Genomic DNA, 15,961 nt, shown 5'->3' with positions numbered 1-15,961 from the left:
TATATAATTCACGATTATGAGTTAAAACCATAAATATTCATGACATTTATGGTTTTATATCAAATAGTTATTGGTTTTTGATAAGAATGGATTGCGTCAATGATTGTTTCGCTAAAAATCGTGTGTGATCTTGCGCACATTATAAAATGACATAAAAAAAGCCGGCATCATGGCGGCTCAAAAATATAAGCAAGACGATAAAAGGCTAATAACGGAGTTATCATGACACAGAAAACAAAAAAGGTATAATTGTATTCCTCGCTGATATATTGAATTAGTGAATTAATAAAACTACGATCAAAGTTAAATAAAATTTTTAATAGCTGTTTTTCCAGTAATTATTGCCATTGAACAAAAATCATCTATTTGTTCAAAAAATGAATGAGACTTGACTGGCTCAACCGATGTGGAAAAATGTGACTTTCATCACATAATAGGATCAGGTCTTAATTTTCCGGGTTATCTCAAAATGGAGCATGGTTCGACAACAATGGAAGAAAGACTCTCTCGCAGCCCTGGCGGCAAACTGGCTTTGTGGGCTTTCTATACATGGTGTGGCTATTTTGTCTGGGTGATGGCGCGTTACATCTGGGTAATGAGTCGGATCCCCGATGCCCCCGTGTCAGGATTTGAAAGTGATTTAGGTTCAACTGCGGGAAAGTGGTTAGGTGCGTTAGTGGGATTTTTATTTATGGCTATGGTCGGGGCATTGTTAGGTGGTATTGCCTGGTACACCCGACCACGGCCTGCGCGAAGCAGACGCTATGAGTAAAAACTGCTAAGGTTGCGCCCCTTGGGCAGCGGAGCGCGTATGAACTTACAACACTGGCAGGCACAATTTGAACGTTGGTTGAAAAACCATCATACACACCAGGACTCGGCTCATGACCTGTGTCATTTTCGTCGCGTCTGGGCGACAGCGCAGAAACTGGCGGCAGATGAAGACGTCGATATGCTGGTCATTTTAACCGCCTGTTATTTTCATGATGTCGTGAGTCTGGCGAAAAATCATCCGCAACGGCAGCGTTCCTCTTTACTGGCGGCAGAAGAAACGCGTCGCATTTTAAGTGCGGAATTTGCTGATTTTCCGTCAGAGAAAATAGACGCCATTTGCCATGCCATCGCGGCACACAGTTTCAGTGCGCAAATTACGCCTTTAACGGTGGAAGCCAAAATCGTGCAGGATGCAGACAGGCTGGAAGCATTAGGTGCGATAGGTCTGGCGCGCGTGTTTGCAGTTTCAGGTTCATTGGGGATGGCGCTATTTGACGGTGAAGATCCGTTCGCGCAACGTCGCCCACTCGATGATAAACGCTACGCGCTGGATCATTTCCAGACGAAGTTGCTGAAGCTACCGCAAACTATGCAAACGGCAAAAGGTAAACTGCTGGCACAACATAACGCCCGTTTTCTGGTGGAGTTTATGGCTAAGCTCAGTGCCGAACTGGCGGGCGAGAATGAAGGTGTGGATCATACGGTGATTGATGCGTTTTCGCCGGTTGACTGACCGCGTAGCCCTAAACAGAAGTAATTATGTTAACCTGTCGGCCATCTCAGATGGCCGGTTAAATCTATGCAGGAAAATATATCAGTAACCGATTCATACAGCACCGGGAATGCCGCACAGGCAATGCTGGAGAAACTGCTGCAAATTTATGATGTAAAAACGCTGGTAGCGCAACTTAATAGCGTGGGAGAAAACCACTGGAGTCCGGCGATTTTAAAACGTGCGCTGGCTAACGACTCGGTGTGGCACCGCTTAAGCGAAAAAGAGTTCGCCCATTTGCAAACGTTGTTACCCAAACCGCCAGCACATCATCCGCATTATACGTTTCGCTTTATCGATCTCTTTGCCGGTATTGGAGGCATCCGTCGCGGTTTTGAATCGATTGGCGGTCAGTGTGTATTTACCAGCGAGTGGAATAAACATGCGGTGCGCACCTACAAAGCTAACCATTATTGCGACCCGGCGACGCATCACTTTAATGAAGATATCCGCGACATCACTCTGAGCCATAAAGAGGGTGTGAGCGATGAAGTGGCGGCAGAACATATTCGTCAGCACATTCCTGAACATGATGTTTTATTGGCCGGTTTTCCTTGCCAGCCGTTTTCACTGGCTGGCGTATCGAAAAAGAACTCACTTGGTCGTGCGCACGGTTTCGCTTGCGATACCCAGGGCACGCTGTTCTTTGATGTAGTGCGTATCATCAATGCCCGTCGTCCGGCGATTTTTGTGCTCGAAAACGTCAAAAACCTGAAAAGCCACGACCAGGGCAAAACATTCCGTATCATCATGCAGACGCTGGATGAACTGGGCTATGACGTGGCCGATGCCGAAGATAATGGCCCGGACGATCCGAAAATCATCGACGGCAAACATTTTCTGCCGCAGCACCGAGAGCGCATCGTGCTGGTGGGCTTTCGTCGCGATCTGAATTTGAAAACAGATTTCACCTTGCGGGATATTAGTGACTGCTATCCGGCACAACGTATTACGCTGGCGCAGTTACTGGACCCGGTTGTCGAAGCAAAATATATCCTGACGCCGGTGCTGTGGAAGTACCTCTATCGCTATGCGAAAAAACATCAGGCGCGCGGTAACGGCTTTGGTTACGGAATGGTTTATCCGGACAACCCGCAGAGTGTTACGCGTACGCTTTCTGCCCGTTATTACAAAGATGGTGCGGAAATTTTAATCGATCGCGGCTGGGATATGGCGACAGGTGAGAAAGACTTTGACGATCCGCAGAATCAGCAACATCGTCCACGTCGATTAACGCCTCGAGAATGCGCACGCTTGATGGGCTTTGAAGCACCCCATGAAGCAAAATTTCGTATTCCGGTTTCTGACACTCAGGCCTATCGCCAGTTCGGCAACTCGGTGGTAGTACCGGTATTTGCTGCAGTGGCAAAATTGCTTGAGCCAAAAATCAAACAGGCGATGGCGTTGCGTCAGCAAGAGGTACAACATGGCCGACGTTCACGATAAGGCCACGCGTAGCAAAAACATGCGCGCGATTGCCACGCGCGATACGGCAATCGAGAAACGTCTCGCCAGCTTATTAACCGTGCAGGGGCTGGCGTTTCGTGTTCAGGATGCCAGCCTGCCCGGACGCCCGGATTTTGTCCTCGATGAGTATCGCTGTGTAATATTTACACATGGCTGTTTCTGGCATCATCATCACTGTTATCTGTTTAAAGTGCCTGCTACACGCACTGAGTTCTGGCTGGAGAAGATTGGCAAAAATGTAACGCGTGACAAGCGGGACATTAGCCGCTTACAGGAATCAGGTTGGCGTGTATTGATTGTCTGGGAGTGTGCGTTACGCGGACGGGAGAAGTTGACCGATGCGGCGCTTGCCGAGCGTCTGGAAGAGTGGATCTGCGGCGAGGGCGCCAGCGCGCAGATCGACACTCTGGGGATTCATTTACTCGCGTGATCCATCCTGAATGACTGGCGCGACAATCGGTTTTGCCGGGAAGAGATATTTTCCCAACGTGACCAGCACCACTGCGAAGACAATCACGCCCAGCGCCAGCCATTCAATCTTCGACAACGTTTCGCCGCCCAGCCCCGTACCCAGCAAGACCGCGACTACGGGGTTAACGTATGCATAGCTGGTGGCGAGAGCCGGGCTGACATTGCGGATTAAATACATATAAGCATTGATGGCGATGATCGAACCAAACAGCGCCAGATACCCGACCGCAAGGAAGCCCGAAAGAGAAGGGAGCTTCGCCAGTTTTTCACCTGCAATCATCGACGCGATCATTAACACCACTCCAGCCGCCAGCATCTCAATGGCGCCCGCCATCATTCCTACTGGTAGGGTAATGCGCGAGCCATAAACCGAACCAAACGCCCAACTCACAGAACCGATCAAAATCAGAATCGCGCCCCACGGATTGCCGCTTAAATTACCGCCGCTATTGAGCATGATGATTCCGGCAAGCCCAATGGCGATACCCACCCATTCCAGCTTGCGCGTTTTAATGCCAAACAGGCGACTGAAACAGAGAGTAAAGAGAGGTACTGTTGCCACCACCACGGCGGCAATGCCGGAAGGAACATTTTGATGTTCAGCCACCGTTACCATACCGTTACCGACAGCAAGCAGTAATAAACCAATCAACGCGGCATTAAGCAGGGGACGCAGTGGCGGCAATTTGTGCCCACGCAGCAGTAAAAAGGCCATTAATAAAATACCGGCAGCCAGAAACCGCACGCCTGCCATCATTAACGGTGGCCAGCTTTCAACCCCAATCCGAATGACAAAATAGGTTGAGCCCCAAATGATATACAACGCAAACAGCGCGCCAAAAAGCGGTAACAACTGGCGGAAACGCATAATCCCTCACGATGGAAATAAAAAGGCGGTTCATAGTAAACGTGAAAATCATTTCGCTGGCGAGAGATATAATTGTGTTTGATTGTTAAAAAAATGTTGACCTGTGAAGCAAGTATCAGCCGGGCCGATTTTGCTTCATACTTAGCGCGTCAACGATAAAAATGAGAGGGAATGCTTTTGGCCGGGAGTAGTTTACTGACATTGCTCGATGATATCGCCACTTTGCTGGACGATATCTCCGTGATGGGCAAGCTGGCGGCGAAGAAAACCGCCGGTGTATTAGGGGATGACTTGTCGCTCAATGCGCAGCAAGTTTCAGGTGTGCGTGCCAATCGGGAGTTGCCCGTGGTCTGGGGCGTGGCGAAGGGATCGCTTATCAACAAAGTGATTCTGGTGCCGCTGGCGCTGATCATCAGTGCTTTTATCCCGTGGGCGATTACGCCACTGTTGATGATTGGTGGCGCATTTCTCTGCTTTGAAGGGGTAGAGAAGGTGCTGCATATGCTGGAGGCGCGTAAGCACAAAGATGATCCGGCGCAAAGTCAGCAGCGTCTGGAGGCACTGGCGGCGCAAGATCCACTGAAGTTTGAAAAGGACAAAATAAAAGGGGCGATTCGAACCGATTTTATTTTGTCTGCGGAAATCGTTGCCATCACGCTGGGGATTGTGGCGGAAGCGCCGTTGCTTAATCAGGTGCTGGTACTTTCAGGGATCGCACTGGTCGTGACCGTGGGTGTTTATGGTCTGGTGGGTATCATCGTTAAAATTGATGATTTGGGCTACTGGCTGGTGGAAAAATCCAGTACGGTTATGCAAGCGACAGGCAAGGGGTTGTTGATTATTGCCCCCTGGCTGATGAAAGCGTTATCGATAGTCGGTACGTTGGCGATGTTCCTGGTCGGCGGCGGTATTGTGATACATGGCATCGCGCCGCTGCATCATGCGATTGAACATTTCGCCGGGCAGCAGAGTGCGCTGGTCGCAATGATATTACCGACTGTTTTAAATCTGATTCTTGGTTTTATCATCGGTGGTATCGTCGTGTTGGGAGTGAAAACGATAGCGAAATTGCGCGGTCAGGCACATTAATATTCTCATTGGCTATTATGCAAAATTCGCCATTCTCGACTAAGGTGAACAAGTTTCACTCGAAAAAAGGAGGCGAGTATGAGCTTTGTGGTTAGTGAGGAAGTGACGGTCAAAGAGGGCGGCCCGAAGATGATTGTTACTGGGTATTCCAGCGGCATGGTTGAGTGTCGGTGGTATGACGGTTACGGTGTCAAACGGGAAGCCTTTCATGAAACTGAGCTTGTTCCGGGGGAGAGGCGTCGTTCGCCGGAAGAAGCCTGAAAGCGTATAATTAACACCAAGCCGGATAAGGCGTTCACGCCGCATCCGGCTGTTGTGCCAATGTCTGCATTGAATGCCTGATGCGTCTTATCATGGCAACATTATAAAATTATTGCTGTTTGGCGGTACGTTATCGCCAGGTTATGCCAGAATCATAAGAAAGCAGGTTGGGAGTCGTCAGGGTGCAGCACGAGACAGAAATGGAAAACCAGAGCTGGCTGAAAAAACTCGCGCGCCGCCTGGGGCCTGGTCATGTCGTTAATCTCTGCTTTATTGTGGTGTTGATCTTCTCAACGTTACTTACATGGCGTGAAGTGGTGGTTCTGGAAGATGCCTATATTTCAAGCCAGCGTAACCATCTGGAAAATGTTGCCAACGCGCTTGATAAACAACTGCAATATAACGTTGATAAATTATTGTTTTTACGTAACGGGATGCGTGAAGCCCTCGTTGCGCCGCTCGATTTCACTTCTCTGCGCAATGCCGTTACCGAGTTCGAACAACGTCGCGATGAACATGCCTGGCAGATAGAACTCAACAGACGGCGCACCTTGCCAGTAAACGGTGTCTCGGATGCGTTAGTCAGTGAGGGGAGTCTGCTTTCCCGCGAAAATGAATCCCTGGATAATGAAATTACCGCCGCGCTGGAAGTTGGTTACTTACTGCGTCTGGCGCACAACTCCTCATCAATGGTTGAACAAGCGATGTATGTCTCGCGCGCCGGATTTTACGTTTCGACGCAGCCGACGCTATTTATGCGTAATGTGCCTGGGCGTTACTACGAATTTGTCACCCAACCCTGGTTTATCGGTCATTCACAACGAGAAAACCGTCAACGCGCGGTGCGTTGGTTTACCTCTCAGCATGAGCATAACAATGCTACTGAACCACAGGTCACTGTAAGCGTGCCGGTCGATAATAATAATTACTGGTATGGCGTATTGGGGATGAGTATTCCCGTGCGTTCAATGCAGCAATTTTTACAAAATGCTATCGATAAAAATCTCGATGGCGAATATCAACTCTATGACAGCAAACTGAAATTATTGACCTCATCTAACCCGGACCATCCTGGCGAAGATCTCTTTGATCCTCGTGAACTGGCATCACTTGCGCAGGACATTGAACACGATACGCGCGGTGGGATTCGGATGAACAGCCGCTATGTTAGCTGGGAACGGCTGGATCATTTCGATGGCGTATTAGTGCGTATCCATACGCTTAGTGAAGGTGTACGTGGTGATTTTGGCAGCATAAGTATTGCATTAACCCTGCTGTGGGCGCTCTTCACCACCATGCTACTTATCTCCTGGTATGTGATTCGCCAGATGGTAAGCAATATGTTTGTCCTGCAAAGTTCGCTGCAATGGCAAGCGTGGCACGACACCTTAACCCGCATGTATAACCGTGGTGCACTGTTCGAAAAAGCGCGTCCGCTTGCTAAATTGTGCCAGACACACAAACATCCTTTTTCTGTCATTCAGGTCGACCTTGACCATTTTAAAGCGATTAATGACCGCTTTGGTCACCAGGCAGGCGATCGTGTGTTGTCACATGCCGCCGGATTAATTAGTCGTTCATTGCGAGCCCAGGATGTTGCCGGACGAGTTGGCGGCGAGGAGTTTTGTGTGATTCTGCCGGGCGCTAACCTGGAGCAGGCAAAAGAAGTTGCCGAACGCATTCGTCTGAAGCTGAATGAAAAAGAGATGTTGATTGCCAAGAGCAAAACCATCCGCATTAGTGCTTCGTTGGGGGTGAGCAGCAGCGAGGAAACCGGCGATTATGATTTTGAACAATTACAGTCGCTTGCCGATCGTCGGCTTTATCTCGCTAAACAGGCAGGGCGTAATCGGGTTTTTGCGAGCGATAACGCTTAACGAGCGGTGAAAAAGTGATCCAGTCCTTCGCGCCAGCCTTCCGGTCCTTCTCGCTGCGTTCGCCAGACCCTGGCAGGCTCCTCATTTTGCAGATGAACACCTTCCCGGTTTAGCCCTTTCACAATGACTGCGTAATCCATCACCTCCAGTAAGGGGGCATCATTTGGACCATCGCCTAAGCCGATCGTCGTCGGACGTTCTCCCCCTGATTGTTGATATATTGCGATGATCCAGTTAGCTGCCTGATCTTTTCCGGCAGAGGCATCCAGTACATGCCAGAAGCGAGCGCCTTGTACAAACTGTAACCCCAGCTCGTTCAGGCGGGCGGTAAATTGCGCCATCCGCTCGTCACTGTCGCGCCAGATGAGCGTGACTGAGGCTTCATGCAACTGCGTCAGCGCCGCCTGGCTGCGGCTTAATCCCGTCCATTCCGCAATGGTTGTATCATCGACATCATCAAAGGTGGTGAATTTGAAATGTTCTTTCTCGCGCAGCGTATTCAACACCAGACTGATTTCACTATGGGCAATGCCCGAGATGATCCGGGGAAAACCGTCGATATCTTGCCATTGATGATCCAGTTGGATCACCGCGCCGTTTTCGGCAATCATCGGCAACCCTTGTAGCCCCACGTTTTTTTGCAGGTACAGCATTTCCGCTGACGTTTTACTGCTACAGAGAATCACAGGCACGCCTGCTTCCCGTAAACGGTTTAACCAGGGAGCGGCAGGCTGCCAGTCATAACTATGACTATCTAACAGGGTGCCATCGAGATCGGTGAAAATCAGCAGTGGTTGTTGAATTGAAAGCATGGTAGCGCATACTCCCTTTACCAGGATGTTTCTCAAAATAGCACGATTTGTATTTGATCATTTTTCGGGAGCGATCCCGCTCGTAGCAGAGCTCGTAAGGGGTGACGGAAGTCACAGTTTCATTCATTAATGACATTAATCATTCGCGCAAAGAATATTTCCTTGTCAGCGAAAAAAATTGCAGATAAGGTGATGAACACATCAGATTTCCTGGTGTAACGAATTTTTTAAGTGCTTCTTGCTTAAGCAAGTTTGATCCCGACCCCCACAAGGGTCGGGATTTTTTTATGTTGCATTTAGCGGTTCACTTCCGAGACGCTAAAGTCATGGATGTCCAGCTCAAAGGCATCCGCTAATTCACGCCATGTATGATATTCACGCCCATCAACGCTGACGTGCTCAGAATCGCTCTGGCTGCGATGAACTTCGCTTTCGCTAATTTCATTGATCGCCGCCAACAGGGCATCGACATCGACGCTGACCTCTCGTTTTGCGGTATCGCTGTACTCTTTTGCGGTCTTCATCATCTTTCCTCGCAACCGTTACTCATTTGTTGCTGCCGACCGTTATGTCAGCCTGGCATCTCTTAAGTATAGACCGTCGAGAAAATCAGCACTCGCGTGCGCCCGGCGCTGCCAGAAAAACGAAATTGTTCTACACTGGCACAAAGCCACAGGAGGAAAACGATGAAGGTGAATGATCGGGTAACAGTCAAAACGGATGGCGGTCCGCGTCGTCCTGGCGTGGTACTGGCAGTTGAGGAGTTTAGTGAAGGCACAATGTACCTGGTTTCGCTGGAAGACTACCCGCTCGGCATCTGGTTCTTTAATGAGGCAGGGCATCAGGACGGTATCTTTGTGGAGAAAGCAGAGTAATTTTATTCAGTCTGACTGGTGGGAAACCACCAGTCAGAATGTTTTAGCGCATGTTGACAAAAATACCATTAGTCACATTATCCGTCAGTCGGACGACATGATAGATAACCTGTTTATTATGCGTTTTGATCTTACGTTTAATATTGCCTTTATGCGATGAAACGGTCTTGGCTTTGATATTCATTTGGTCGGAGATTTGAATGGTTCCCTGACCTGCCATCCACATTCGCAACATACTCGATTCGGTTCGACTCAATGATAATGTCGGCATATTTAAAACAGTGGCCATCGTTGTCTCTTTTTTCAGAATATCGCCAAGGATATCATCGAGAGATTCCGGTTTAATCGATTTGGAACTGATCAATAAATTTTTTCTGACCAACAGATATTCATCAAAATGAACGTTGGCAATCGCCATAAAAACGATAAATAACGTATTGGGATGTTGATTAATGATGTGCTTGATGCGTTGACTGTTAGAAGTATCGTGGATAAAACAGTCCTCATTAATAAACACCACTGAAGGGCGCTGTGAATCACAAGCAATGGCAAGGTCATCAACGGTTTCGATGTCGTTGATTTCTCTTTTTTTAACCCCTCTACTCAACAGATACCCGGTTAAACCTAGTCGGGTGTAACTACATAAATCCATAATAATCGTTGACATGGCATACCCTCACTCAATGCGTAACGATAATTCCCCTTACCTGAATATTTCATCATGACTAAACGGAACAACATGGGTCACCTAATGCGCCACTCTCGCGATTTTTCAGGCGGACTTACTATCCCGTAAAGTGTTGTATAATTTGCCTGGAATTGTCTTAAAGTAAAGTAAATGTTGCGATATGTGAGTGAGCTTAAAACAAATATTTCGCCACAGGAGTATCCTGGAAGATGTTGTCTGATTTTATTTTTCAGATAATCCTTAGGATAACACGATAAACATTACGGAATCATATTGCTGGAAATTCGCTAATAATGTCCGCCAGTAAATTAAAAATTTCACTAAATAAATGTTCGCAAAATGGAGCAATTAACGGCATTAATGCTGCCATTAATGAAATGCCGACCGTCAGCGTTAATGGAAAACCGATAACGAAAATTGATAATTGCGGAGCCATACGATTAAGCAATCCCAGCGCCAGATTCAGCGTCAGCAGCAGAGTAATAAGCGGTAATGCCAGCATAAATCCGTTGAGAAAAATCAAACTTCCCGCTTTGGTGAGTGCCAGAAAAGCATTGCTGTTAAGCGGTTCGCCACCAATCGGCAGGGTGTGAAAGGTATCGACCAGCAGCGAAATCAACCATAAATGACCGTTAAATGTCAGGAACAGCAGTAACGCCAGCATATCCATGATGCGCGCTAAGACGGGCATATTGAGATGGCTACCAGGATCCACAAACGTCGCAAATGACAGCCCCATTTGCAGACCGATAATTTCGCCTGCGGTTCGTACAGCGGCAAAGGCAAATTGCATGGTAAAGCCAAGCGCAATGCCAATCAGGATCTGCTGCATTGCCAGCCACAGGGCATTAAACGAAAAAATGGAAACATCGTTGGCAGGTAATGCCGGAGCTATGGCGAACGTGATCATCATTGCGAGACCCAGTTTCACCCGTTTCGGCACGCTGCGTTCGCTCAAAATGGGCGCGGTAGAAATGAGCGCCAGCACGCGCAGTAATGGCCAGAAATACAGGCTTAACCAGGAAAGCCATTGATCGCTTGTCACCTGCAACATAGTACGGGTTACCCGATGATATACGGCAGGTTAGTGAACAAGGTGCGGACGTAATCCAGCAACAGGTTGAGCATCCACGGTCCGGCAATAATAATGGCGATAAATACGGCGATAATTTTCGGAATAAACGACAGCGTCATTTCGTTAATCTGCGTGGCAGCCTGCAAAATGCTGATGATAAGGCCAGTGACCAGCGCCACCAGCAGCAGCGGGGCAGCCAGCGCCAGCGCGACTTTCATCGCTTCTGTCCCCATCATCATGACCGATTCGGGTGTCATTTTGCCTCTCTAGCTGTAAAAGCTCTGCGCCAGCGAACCGACAAGCAATTGCCAGCCATCCACCAGCACAAACAGCATCAGTTTAAAGGGCAGAGCAATGGTGGCGGGTGGAACCATCATCATCCCCAACGCCATCAAAACGCTGGCAATCACCAGATCGATAATCAAAAAAGGAATGAAAATCGTGAAGCCTATCTGGAATGCGGTTTTTAACTCGCTGGTCACGTAGGCCGGGAGCAAAATGCGCATCGGCACAGCCTCCGGTCCCTGCAACGGGCCAGTATTCGCCAGTCTGGCAAACAACCCTAAATCCGCCTCGCGGGTCTGACGCAGCATAAATTCACGCAGCGGCTGCGCCCCTTTTTCCAGCGCCTCCTGCATGGAGATTTTCTCTTCGCTGAATGGCTGGTATGCATCGACATAAATTTTGTCGATCACCGGAGACATAATAAAAAAGGTCAAAAACAGCGCCAGCCCCAGCAATACCTGGTTGGGCGGCGCGGAGGGCGTTCCCAGCGCGTTACGTAATAAACCAAAAACAATGATGATGCGGGTGAAGCTGGTCATCATCAGTAAAATCGCCGGAATAAACGTCAATGAGGTGATGAACACCAGCGTCTGCACCGGGAGCGACCAGCTTTGTCCACCGCCAGGTAGCGGCTGGCTGGTGATACCAGGCAGTTGCGCGAACGCGAGGGGCGTAACCAGCCAGAGAAGAACCGGCGCGACAGACAACAAACGACGCATCAGGATCTCCCGCTACGCTTGAGCAAGTTTTTCATGACCGACTGAAAATCGGCCTGTGGTATCTCTTCTGTGGGTGCTGAAGGGGGAAGTTTATGCAGCAAATTGATTTGCCCTGCGGTAACGCCGAGCACCAGCCGCGCATCGTCCACATCGACCACCACGACCCGTTCACGCGCGCCCAGCGAGGCGCTGGCGCTAATTTTCAGACCGTTAACGCCAGTGCGTTTAGGGGCAAATCCCAGCCGTTTTACCAGCCAGGCAGCAGCGAGGATCAGGACAATAATGGCAATCAGTGCGCCACTCACCTGAAGGAGCGGCGCGGTGGAAACTGGCGCAGAAGATTGCACAGTGGCGTGGTTATTCATCACTAACGGCTCAGGCGGCGCATTCGCTCAGACGGGGTAATGATATCGGTGATCCGCACGCCGTATTTATCGGCAACGACCACCACTTCGCCCTGGGCGATTAAATAGCCGTTGATCAGAATATCCAGCGGTTCGCCCGCCAGACCGTCCAGCGCCACGACTGACCCTTGCGTCAGACGCAACAGCTCTTTGATGGTCATACGTGTGCGACCCAGCTCGACGGTCAGCTTAACCGGAATATCCATAATCAGGTCGATATCCTGCAATGTTCCACTGACGTCGCCGCCGCCAAGCTGCTGGAACACGGCTTCAGTCGCGCTTTTGCCGCTTGTTGATTTTTGTTCGCTCAACGCTTCAGCCCACAGATCGTCCATTGCGCCGTTGTTGTCATCGGCCGGATTATTCAAGTCACTCATTTGGGCTGTTCCTCGTTCAGAGAATTCAAAATCGGGTTAATCAAATGTTCTATCCGTAACGCATATTGACCGTTGATGGTGCCGTACTGGCTGGTCAGTACCGGAACGCCGTCAACATGGGCGATGATGCGATCGGGTTTTTCTATCGGCAGGACATCGCCGGGTTTCAGTTTCAAAATCTGCGACAGGCGCAGCGATATATCGGCAAAGTTGGCGACCAGTTCCAGCTGTGAGTGCTGCACCTGACGCACCAGGTTATCGCGCCAGTTCTGATCTTCATTACGCGAGTTTTCCAGCGGTGGGTTAACCAACAATTCCCGTAGCGGCTCGATCATGCTGAATGGCAGGCAGATATTAAATTCGCCGGTCAGGTTGCCAATTTCGACATGAAAAGGCGTGTTAACCACAATGTCGTTCGGCGAGGTGGTGATATTGGTAAATTTCACCTGCATTTCGGAACGCACGTACTCTACTTCCAGCGGATTAATCGCCTTCCAGGCGTCGCTATAGCCTTCAAGCGCCAGCTTCAACATGCGATTGATGACGCGCTGTTCGGTATGCGTAAACTCGCGACCTTCTACTTTGGTCGGGAAGCGACCATCTCCGCCAAACAGGTTATCCACGGCGATAAACACCAGACTTGGCGAGAACACCACCAGCCCGGTGCCGCGCAGCGGTTTCAGATGGATAAGGTTCAGGTTGGTCGGCACCGGCAGGTTGCGGGCAAATTCATGGTACGGCTGAATGCGGATCGCCCCGACGGTAATGTCCGGGCTACGGCGCAGCAGGTTAAACAGCCCCATGCGGAAATGACGGGCAAAACGCTCATTAATGATTTCCAGCGCCTGCAAACGTTCGCGCACAACCCGTCGTTGGGTATTGGGATCGTACGGACGAATATCACTTTCGCCGCCAGCACTGGTTGTCGGTTCGTCTTTGACCTCGCTGTCGCCATTCAACAGCGCATCAATTTCAGCTTGAGAAAGAATACTATCGCCCATGTCGTTATCGCAGAATAAAAGCGGTATACAGCACGTCGGTGACATCCTGTTTCGGTTGCCCGGCAACGAGCGGGGTGGAGAGTGTGGCTTTAATTGCGGCAATCAGCTTTTGCTTGCCTTCTTCAGTTGCCAGCACGGCGGCATCTTGGCGCGAAAACAGTAACAGCAAGCGACTGCGGACTTCCGGCAAATACTCGCTCAGGCGCGAACGGGTGGCTTCATCTTTCAGTCGCAGTGTTATGCCGATATAAAGCACGCGATCCGCTTCGCCCAGATTGACCGTAAAAGTGTCCAGTGCATAGAAGACAGGTGAGAGTACGACGTGTTGCTGTGCTTTGTCGTCAGTAGCAGCCTGACGCGAATGCCAGTAGCTGTAACCCGCGCTGGCGCAGGCCGCGAGAGTAATGAATACCAGGATCGGGAGCCAAAGCGATCGCTTGCTTTTCTTGCTTATCGCGTAATCAGTCATGTGTTGCGGTCTTCCTGTGTCGCTACTGCTTATCGGCTAATTATCCTGTGTCTTAAGCGCGGCAAAGCGTGGAAAAGACGTGGATTACGGTGCCACCTCTGACGTTAGGCGAAAATATCAACGCCGCTATTGCCTGTTGCACGCCCTTGTAAAGAGGCGGGAACCGGCAGTGCATCGTCATCTTCGACAGCCAGGTGTTCATGGCTTGTTGTGCGCGGACTTTGCTGTTGCTGGGACGCGGCCTGCTGCTGACCGTTAAAACTCTCGCCGCTGATATTGCTCTGTCCTAACTGAATACCGCTTTCTGCCAGTTGTGTGCGCAGTGCTGGCAGAGCCGCCTCCAGTGCCGCGCGAACGTGCTGATGCGGCGAAACCATCTGGATTTGCGCCTGGTTGTCATCCACCTTAAGGGAGATTTGCACCTCGCCTAAATCCTGCGGATGCAAACGCAGCTCGGCACTTTGTTGTCCCTGACGGGTAAACAGCGAAATATGCTGGCTTAATGATTGTTGCCATTCGTGAGAACCCAGCGGTGCACTCAAAACAGGCGCTGCGACGGTGGGCAGTGGCTGCGTCTGGTGCGAAGTGATTAGCGGACTGGCGGCAGCGGTCACCGGCGATGGCGTGCTGATGACTTCCGCTTTACTCTGGGCTTCAGCAATCAGCGGTGTTAATGGCTGAGTTGGAGCGCCAGGGGCGTCGTCAGTCTGTGCTGTGGTGAGTTGCGCAGAAGTCAGTTTTGTGAAGAGCGTTGGCTTCTCTGTCGGTAACACGGTTGACGGCGTATTAGTCACTTTGGGTGTATTGTCAAAACCCGGTAACATCGCGAAAAGGGCGCTCAGGCTTGCGGTGACGTCTTCATTAAGATCATCCGCTTTTTCGTCTTTTGTCGTATTTTTGTCAGCCGCCGCAGCCAGCGTCATCGCCTGAGCGGCGGTTAACGGTGTTGATGTGGCGTGTTCGTCATTAACGACTGGCGGTGTATCATCCACAGGGAGCAGTAAATCCGCTTGTTGCGTATCGGAAAGAATATCACTCACCAGCGGTTCGCCTTTTGTGGCAGGTTTATTTGTTGCCACCAGCAATTGGATCGCAGCTTTGTCGGTTGTTGTATCGTCTGCTAATGCCCCGCTCAACAATGCGAGAAAATCTTGAGCGACATCACTGGCTTTGCCGCCGGGCAATGCGGAGGTGTCAACGTCAGCGGTAATCAAGGGCGCTAAGCGAATCATTCTGGTTTCCTCATGGCGGCGCGCTGGGCGAACTCATCCATCTTTTTCTGATCGAGGCGGTTTTCTGCCAGTAGCGCCGCCGTGGATTGCCGTTCCTGTAGTGTCTGCCAGGCCTGCAAACGTTGTTTTTTCTCCCGCCAGTTATTCAGGGCAACATCAACTTTTTGTGTCCACTGCGTGAGTTGCTGGTGATGCTGGGTAATGGCTTTTTCCAGCGTCTGAATAAACTGCTGATAGTTGATCCAGCGGTTGCTGGTCATCCCGGCACTCATATCGCTATTCAGGTTGTTTCGATATTCATTCTGATAATCGATCAGCATTTTGAGTTGTTCTTCTGCCTGCTGACATCCGCGACGCATTTCACCCAACAGACGTGCGGCGTTATCCACCTCTTTTTCTGCCAGATCTTTCAGGGTCGCCAGTGCGCCATGTTCTGCCATCTGCT

21 protein-coding genes are annotated in these 15,961 nt (G+C 50.1%); 8 read left to right on the top strand and 13 right to left on the bottom strand.

What is annotated here, in order from left to right:
- Positions 1-490 precede the first annotated feature (490 nt).
- The 4 genes from drpB (at position 491) to vsr (ending at position 3,443) form a co-directional block, all read left to right on the top strand.
- A complete protein-coding gene (drpB, locus tag A7Z29_RS15010) occupies positions 491-772 on the top strand; it encodes a cell division protein DrpB (protein WP_016158467.1) in 282 nt (93 codons plus the stop codon).
- Positions 773-811: 39 nt separating this feature from the next.
- Entirely contained in the window at positions 812-1,507 is a 696-nt protein-coding gene (locus A7Z29_RS15005) for a phosphohydrolase (protein WP_085460821.1), read from the top strand.
- A 66-nt stretch (positions 1,508-1,573) separates the two neighbouring features.
- The gene (gene dcm / locus A7Z29_RS15000) at positions 1,574-2,992 is read left to right on the top strand and encodes a DNA-cytosine methyltransferase (protein WP_085460820.1); all 1,419 of its coding nucleotides are present in this window, start codon (positions 1,574-1,576) and stop codon (positions 2,990-2,992) included.
- Positions 2,973-3,443 carry a VSPR family DNA mismatch endonuclease gene (vsr, locus tag A7Z29_RS14995; RefSeq protein WP_085460819.1) on the top strand — a complete coding sequence of 157 codons (471 nt, stop codon included), beginning with the start codon at positions 2,973-2,975 and terminating at the stop codon, positions 3,441-3,443. The genes dcm and vsr overlap by 20 nt, the downstream gene beginning before the upstream one ends.
- On the opposite strand, the gene yedA is transcribed toward vsr, so the two are convergent.
- A complete protein-coding gene (gene yedA, locus A7Z29_RS14990) occupies positions 3,432-4,352 on the bottom strand; it encodes a drug/metabolite exporter YedA (RefSeq protein ID WP_001212251.1) in 921 nt (306 codons plus the stop codon). The two genes, vsr and yedA, sit on opposite strands and share 12 nt — an antisense overlap.
- A 171-nt stretch (positions 4,353-4,523) precedes the next feature.
- Here yedA and A7Z29_RS14985 point away from each other — a divergent pair, with 171 nt between their 5' ends.
- The 3 genes from A7Z29_RS14985 to dgcQ all read left to right on the top strand — a co-directional run bounded on the left by A7Z29_RS14985 (position 4,524) and on the right by dgcQ (position 7,579).
- Entirely contained in the window at positions 4,524-5,441 is a 918-nt protein-coding gene (locus tag A7Z29_RS14985) for a DUF808 domain-containing protein (RefSeq protein WP_000922671.1), read from the top strand.
- Between the two features lie 78 nt (positions 5,442-5,519).
- Positions 5,520-5,702 (top strand): YodC family protein, encoded by a 183-nt coding sequence (locus tag A7Z29_RS14980; protein ID WP_032225582.1) that lies wholly within the window; start codon positions 5,520-5,522, stop codon positions 5,700-5,702.
- Positions 5,703-5,884: 182 nt separating this feature from the next.
- Complete coding sequence (gene dgcQ / locus A7Z29_RS14970; protein ID WP_077629652.1) at positions 5,885-7,579, top strand: cellulose biosynthesis regulator diguanylate cyclase DgcQ; 1,695 nt, start codon at positions 5,885-5,887, stop codon at positions 7,577-7,579.
- Here the strand turns inward: dgcQ and A7Z29_RS14965 are convergent.
- On the bottom strand, positions 7,576-8,391 hold the full coding sequence (locus A7Z29_RS14965) for a mannosyl-3-phosphoglycerate phosphatase-related protein (RefSeq protein WP_000949101.1): 816 nt from the start codon (positions 8,389-8,391) through the stop codon (positions 7,576-7,578). The genes dgcQ and A7Z29_RS14965 overlap by 4 nt on opposite strands.
- A 296-nt stretch (positions 8,392-8,687) precedes the next feature.
- Positions 8,688-8,915, bottom strand: a complete 228-nt coding sequence (yodD, locus tag A7Z29_RS14960; RefSeq protein ID WP_010346997.1) for a peroxide/acid resistance protein YodD — start codon at positions 8,913-8,915, stop codon at positions 8,688-8,690.
- Positions 8,916-9,077: 162 nt separating this feature from the next.
- On the opposite strand from yodD, the gene dsrB reads away from it, so the two are divergent.
- Positions 9,078-9,266: a protein DsrB gene (dsrB, locus tag A7Z29_RS14950; protein ID WP_000867217.1), complete on the top strand. Its 189-nt coding sequence runs from the start codon at positions 9,078-9,080 to the stop codon at positions 9,264-9,266.
- Positions 9,267-9,309: 43 nt separating this feature from the next.
- Here dsrB and rcsA read toward each other — a convergent pair whose 3' ends face one another.
- From rcsA to fliJ, 10 genes are all read right to left on the bottom strand, one after another.
- Positions 9,310-9,933: a transcriptional regulator RcsA gene (gene rcsA / locus A7Z29_RS14945; protein ID WP_000104005.1), complete on the bottom strand. Its 624-nt coding sequence runs from the start codon at positions 9,931-9,933 to the stop codon at positions 9,310-9,312.
- A gap of 289 nt (positions 9,934-10,222) precedes the next feature.
- Positions 10,223-11,008, bottom strand: coding sequence for a flagellar biosynthetic protein FliR (gene fliR / locus A7Z29_RS14940; RefSeq protein ID WP_000942311.1), 786 nt, complete (start codon positions 11,006-11,008; stop codon positions 10,223-10,225).
- An 8-nt stretch (positions 11,009-11,016) separates the two neighbouring features.
- Positions 11,017-11,286, bottom strand: a complete 270-nt coding sequence (fliQ, locus tag A7Z29_RS14935) for a flagellar biosynthesis protein FliQ (RefSeq protein WP_000187358.1) — start codon at positions 11,284-11,286, stop codon at positions 11,017-11,019.
- Between the two features lie 9 nt (positions 11,287-11,295).
- A complete protein-coding gene (fliP, locus tag A7Z29_RS14930) occupies positions 11,296-12,033 on the bottom strand; it encodes a flagellar type III secretion system pore protein FliP (protein WP_001253450.1) in 738 nt (245 codons plus the stop codon).
- A complete protein-coding gene (gene fliO, locus A7Z29_RS14925) occupies positions 12,033-12,398 on the bottom strand; it encodes a flagellar biosynthetic protein FliO (protein WP_010351023.1) in 366 nt (121 codons plus the stop codon). The genes fliP and fliO overlap by 1 nt, the downstream gene beginning before the upstream one ends.
- A gap of 2 nt (positions 12,399-12,400) precedes the next feature.
- Positions 12,401-12,814, bottom strand: a complete 414-nt coding sequence (gene fliN / locus A7Z29_RS14920) for a flagellar motor switch protein FliN (RefSeq protein ID WP_001281690.1) — start codon at positions 12,812-12,814, stop codon at positions 12,401-12,403.
- Positions 12,811-13,815, bottom strand: coding sequence for a flagellar motor switch protein FliM (gene fliM / locus A7Z29_RS14915; protein WP_010346990.1), 1,005 nt, complete (start codon positions 13,813-13,815; stop codon positions 12,811-12,813). The genes fliN and fliM overlap by 4 nt, the downstream gene beginning before the upstream one ends.
- Positions 13,816-13,819: 4 nt before the next feature.
- Positions 13,820-14,284 carry a flagellar basal body-associated protein FliL gene (fliL, locus tag A7Z29_RS14910; RefSeq protein WP_000133127.1) on the bottom strand — a complete coding sequence of 155 codons (465 nt, stop codon included), beginning with the start codon at positions 14,282-14,284 and terminating at the stop codon, positions 13,820-13,822.
- A 104-nt stretch (positions 14,285-14,388) separates the two neighbouring features.
- Positions 14,389-15,516, bottom strand: coding sequence for a flagellar hook-length control protein FliK (locus tag A7Z29_RS14905; RefSeq protein ID WP_085460817.1), 1,128 nt, complete (start codon positions 15,514-15,516; stop codon positions 14,389-14,391).
- Positions 15,513-15,956 carry a flagellar export protein FliJ gene (gene fliJ, locus A7Z29_RS14900; RefSeq protein WP_000807573.1) on the bottom strand — a complete coding sequence of 148 codons (444 nt, stop codon included), beginning with the start codon at positions 15,954-15,956 and terminating at the stop codon, positions 15,513-15,515. Before fliJ ends, A7Z29_RS14905 begins: the two co-directional genes overlap by 4 nt.
- Positions 15,957-15,961 lie beyond the last annotated feature (5 nt).

The organism is Escherichia sp. MOD1-EC6842 (assembly GCF_002965705.1).
Classification (GTDB): domain Bacteria; phylum Pseudomonadota; class Gammaproteobacteria; order Enterobacterales; family Enterobacteriaceae; genus Escherichia; species Escherichia ruysiae.
The sequence above is the reverse complement of the archived record's forward strand: the minus strand, read 5'-3'. Positions and strand labels throughout refer to the sequence as shown.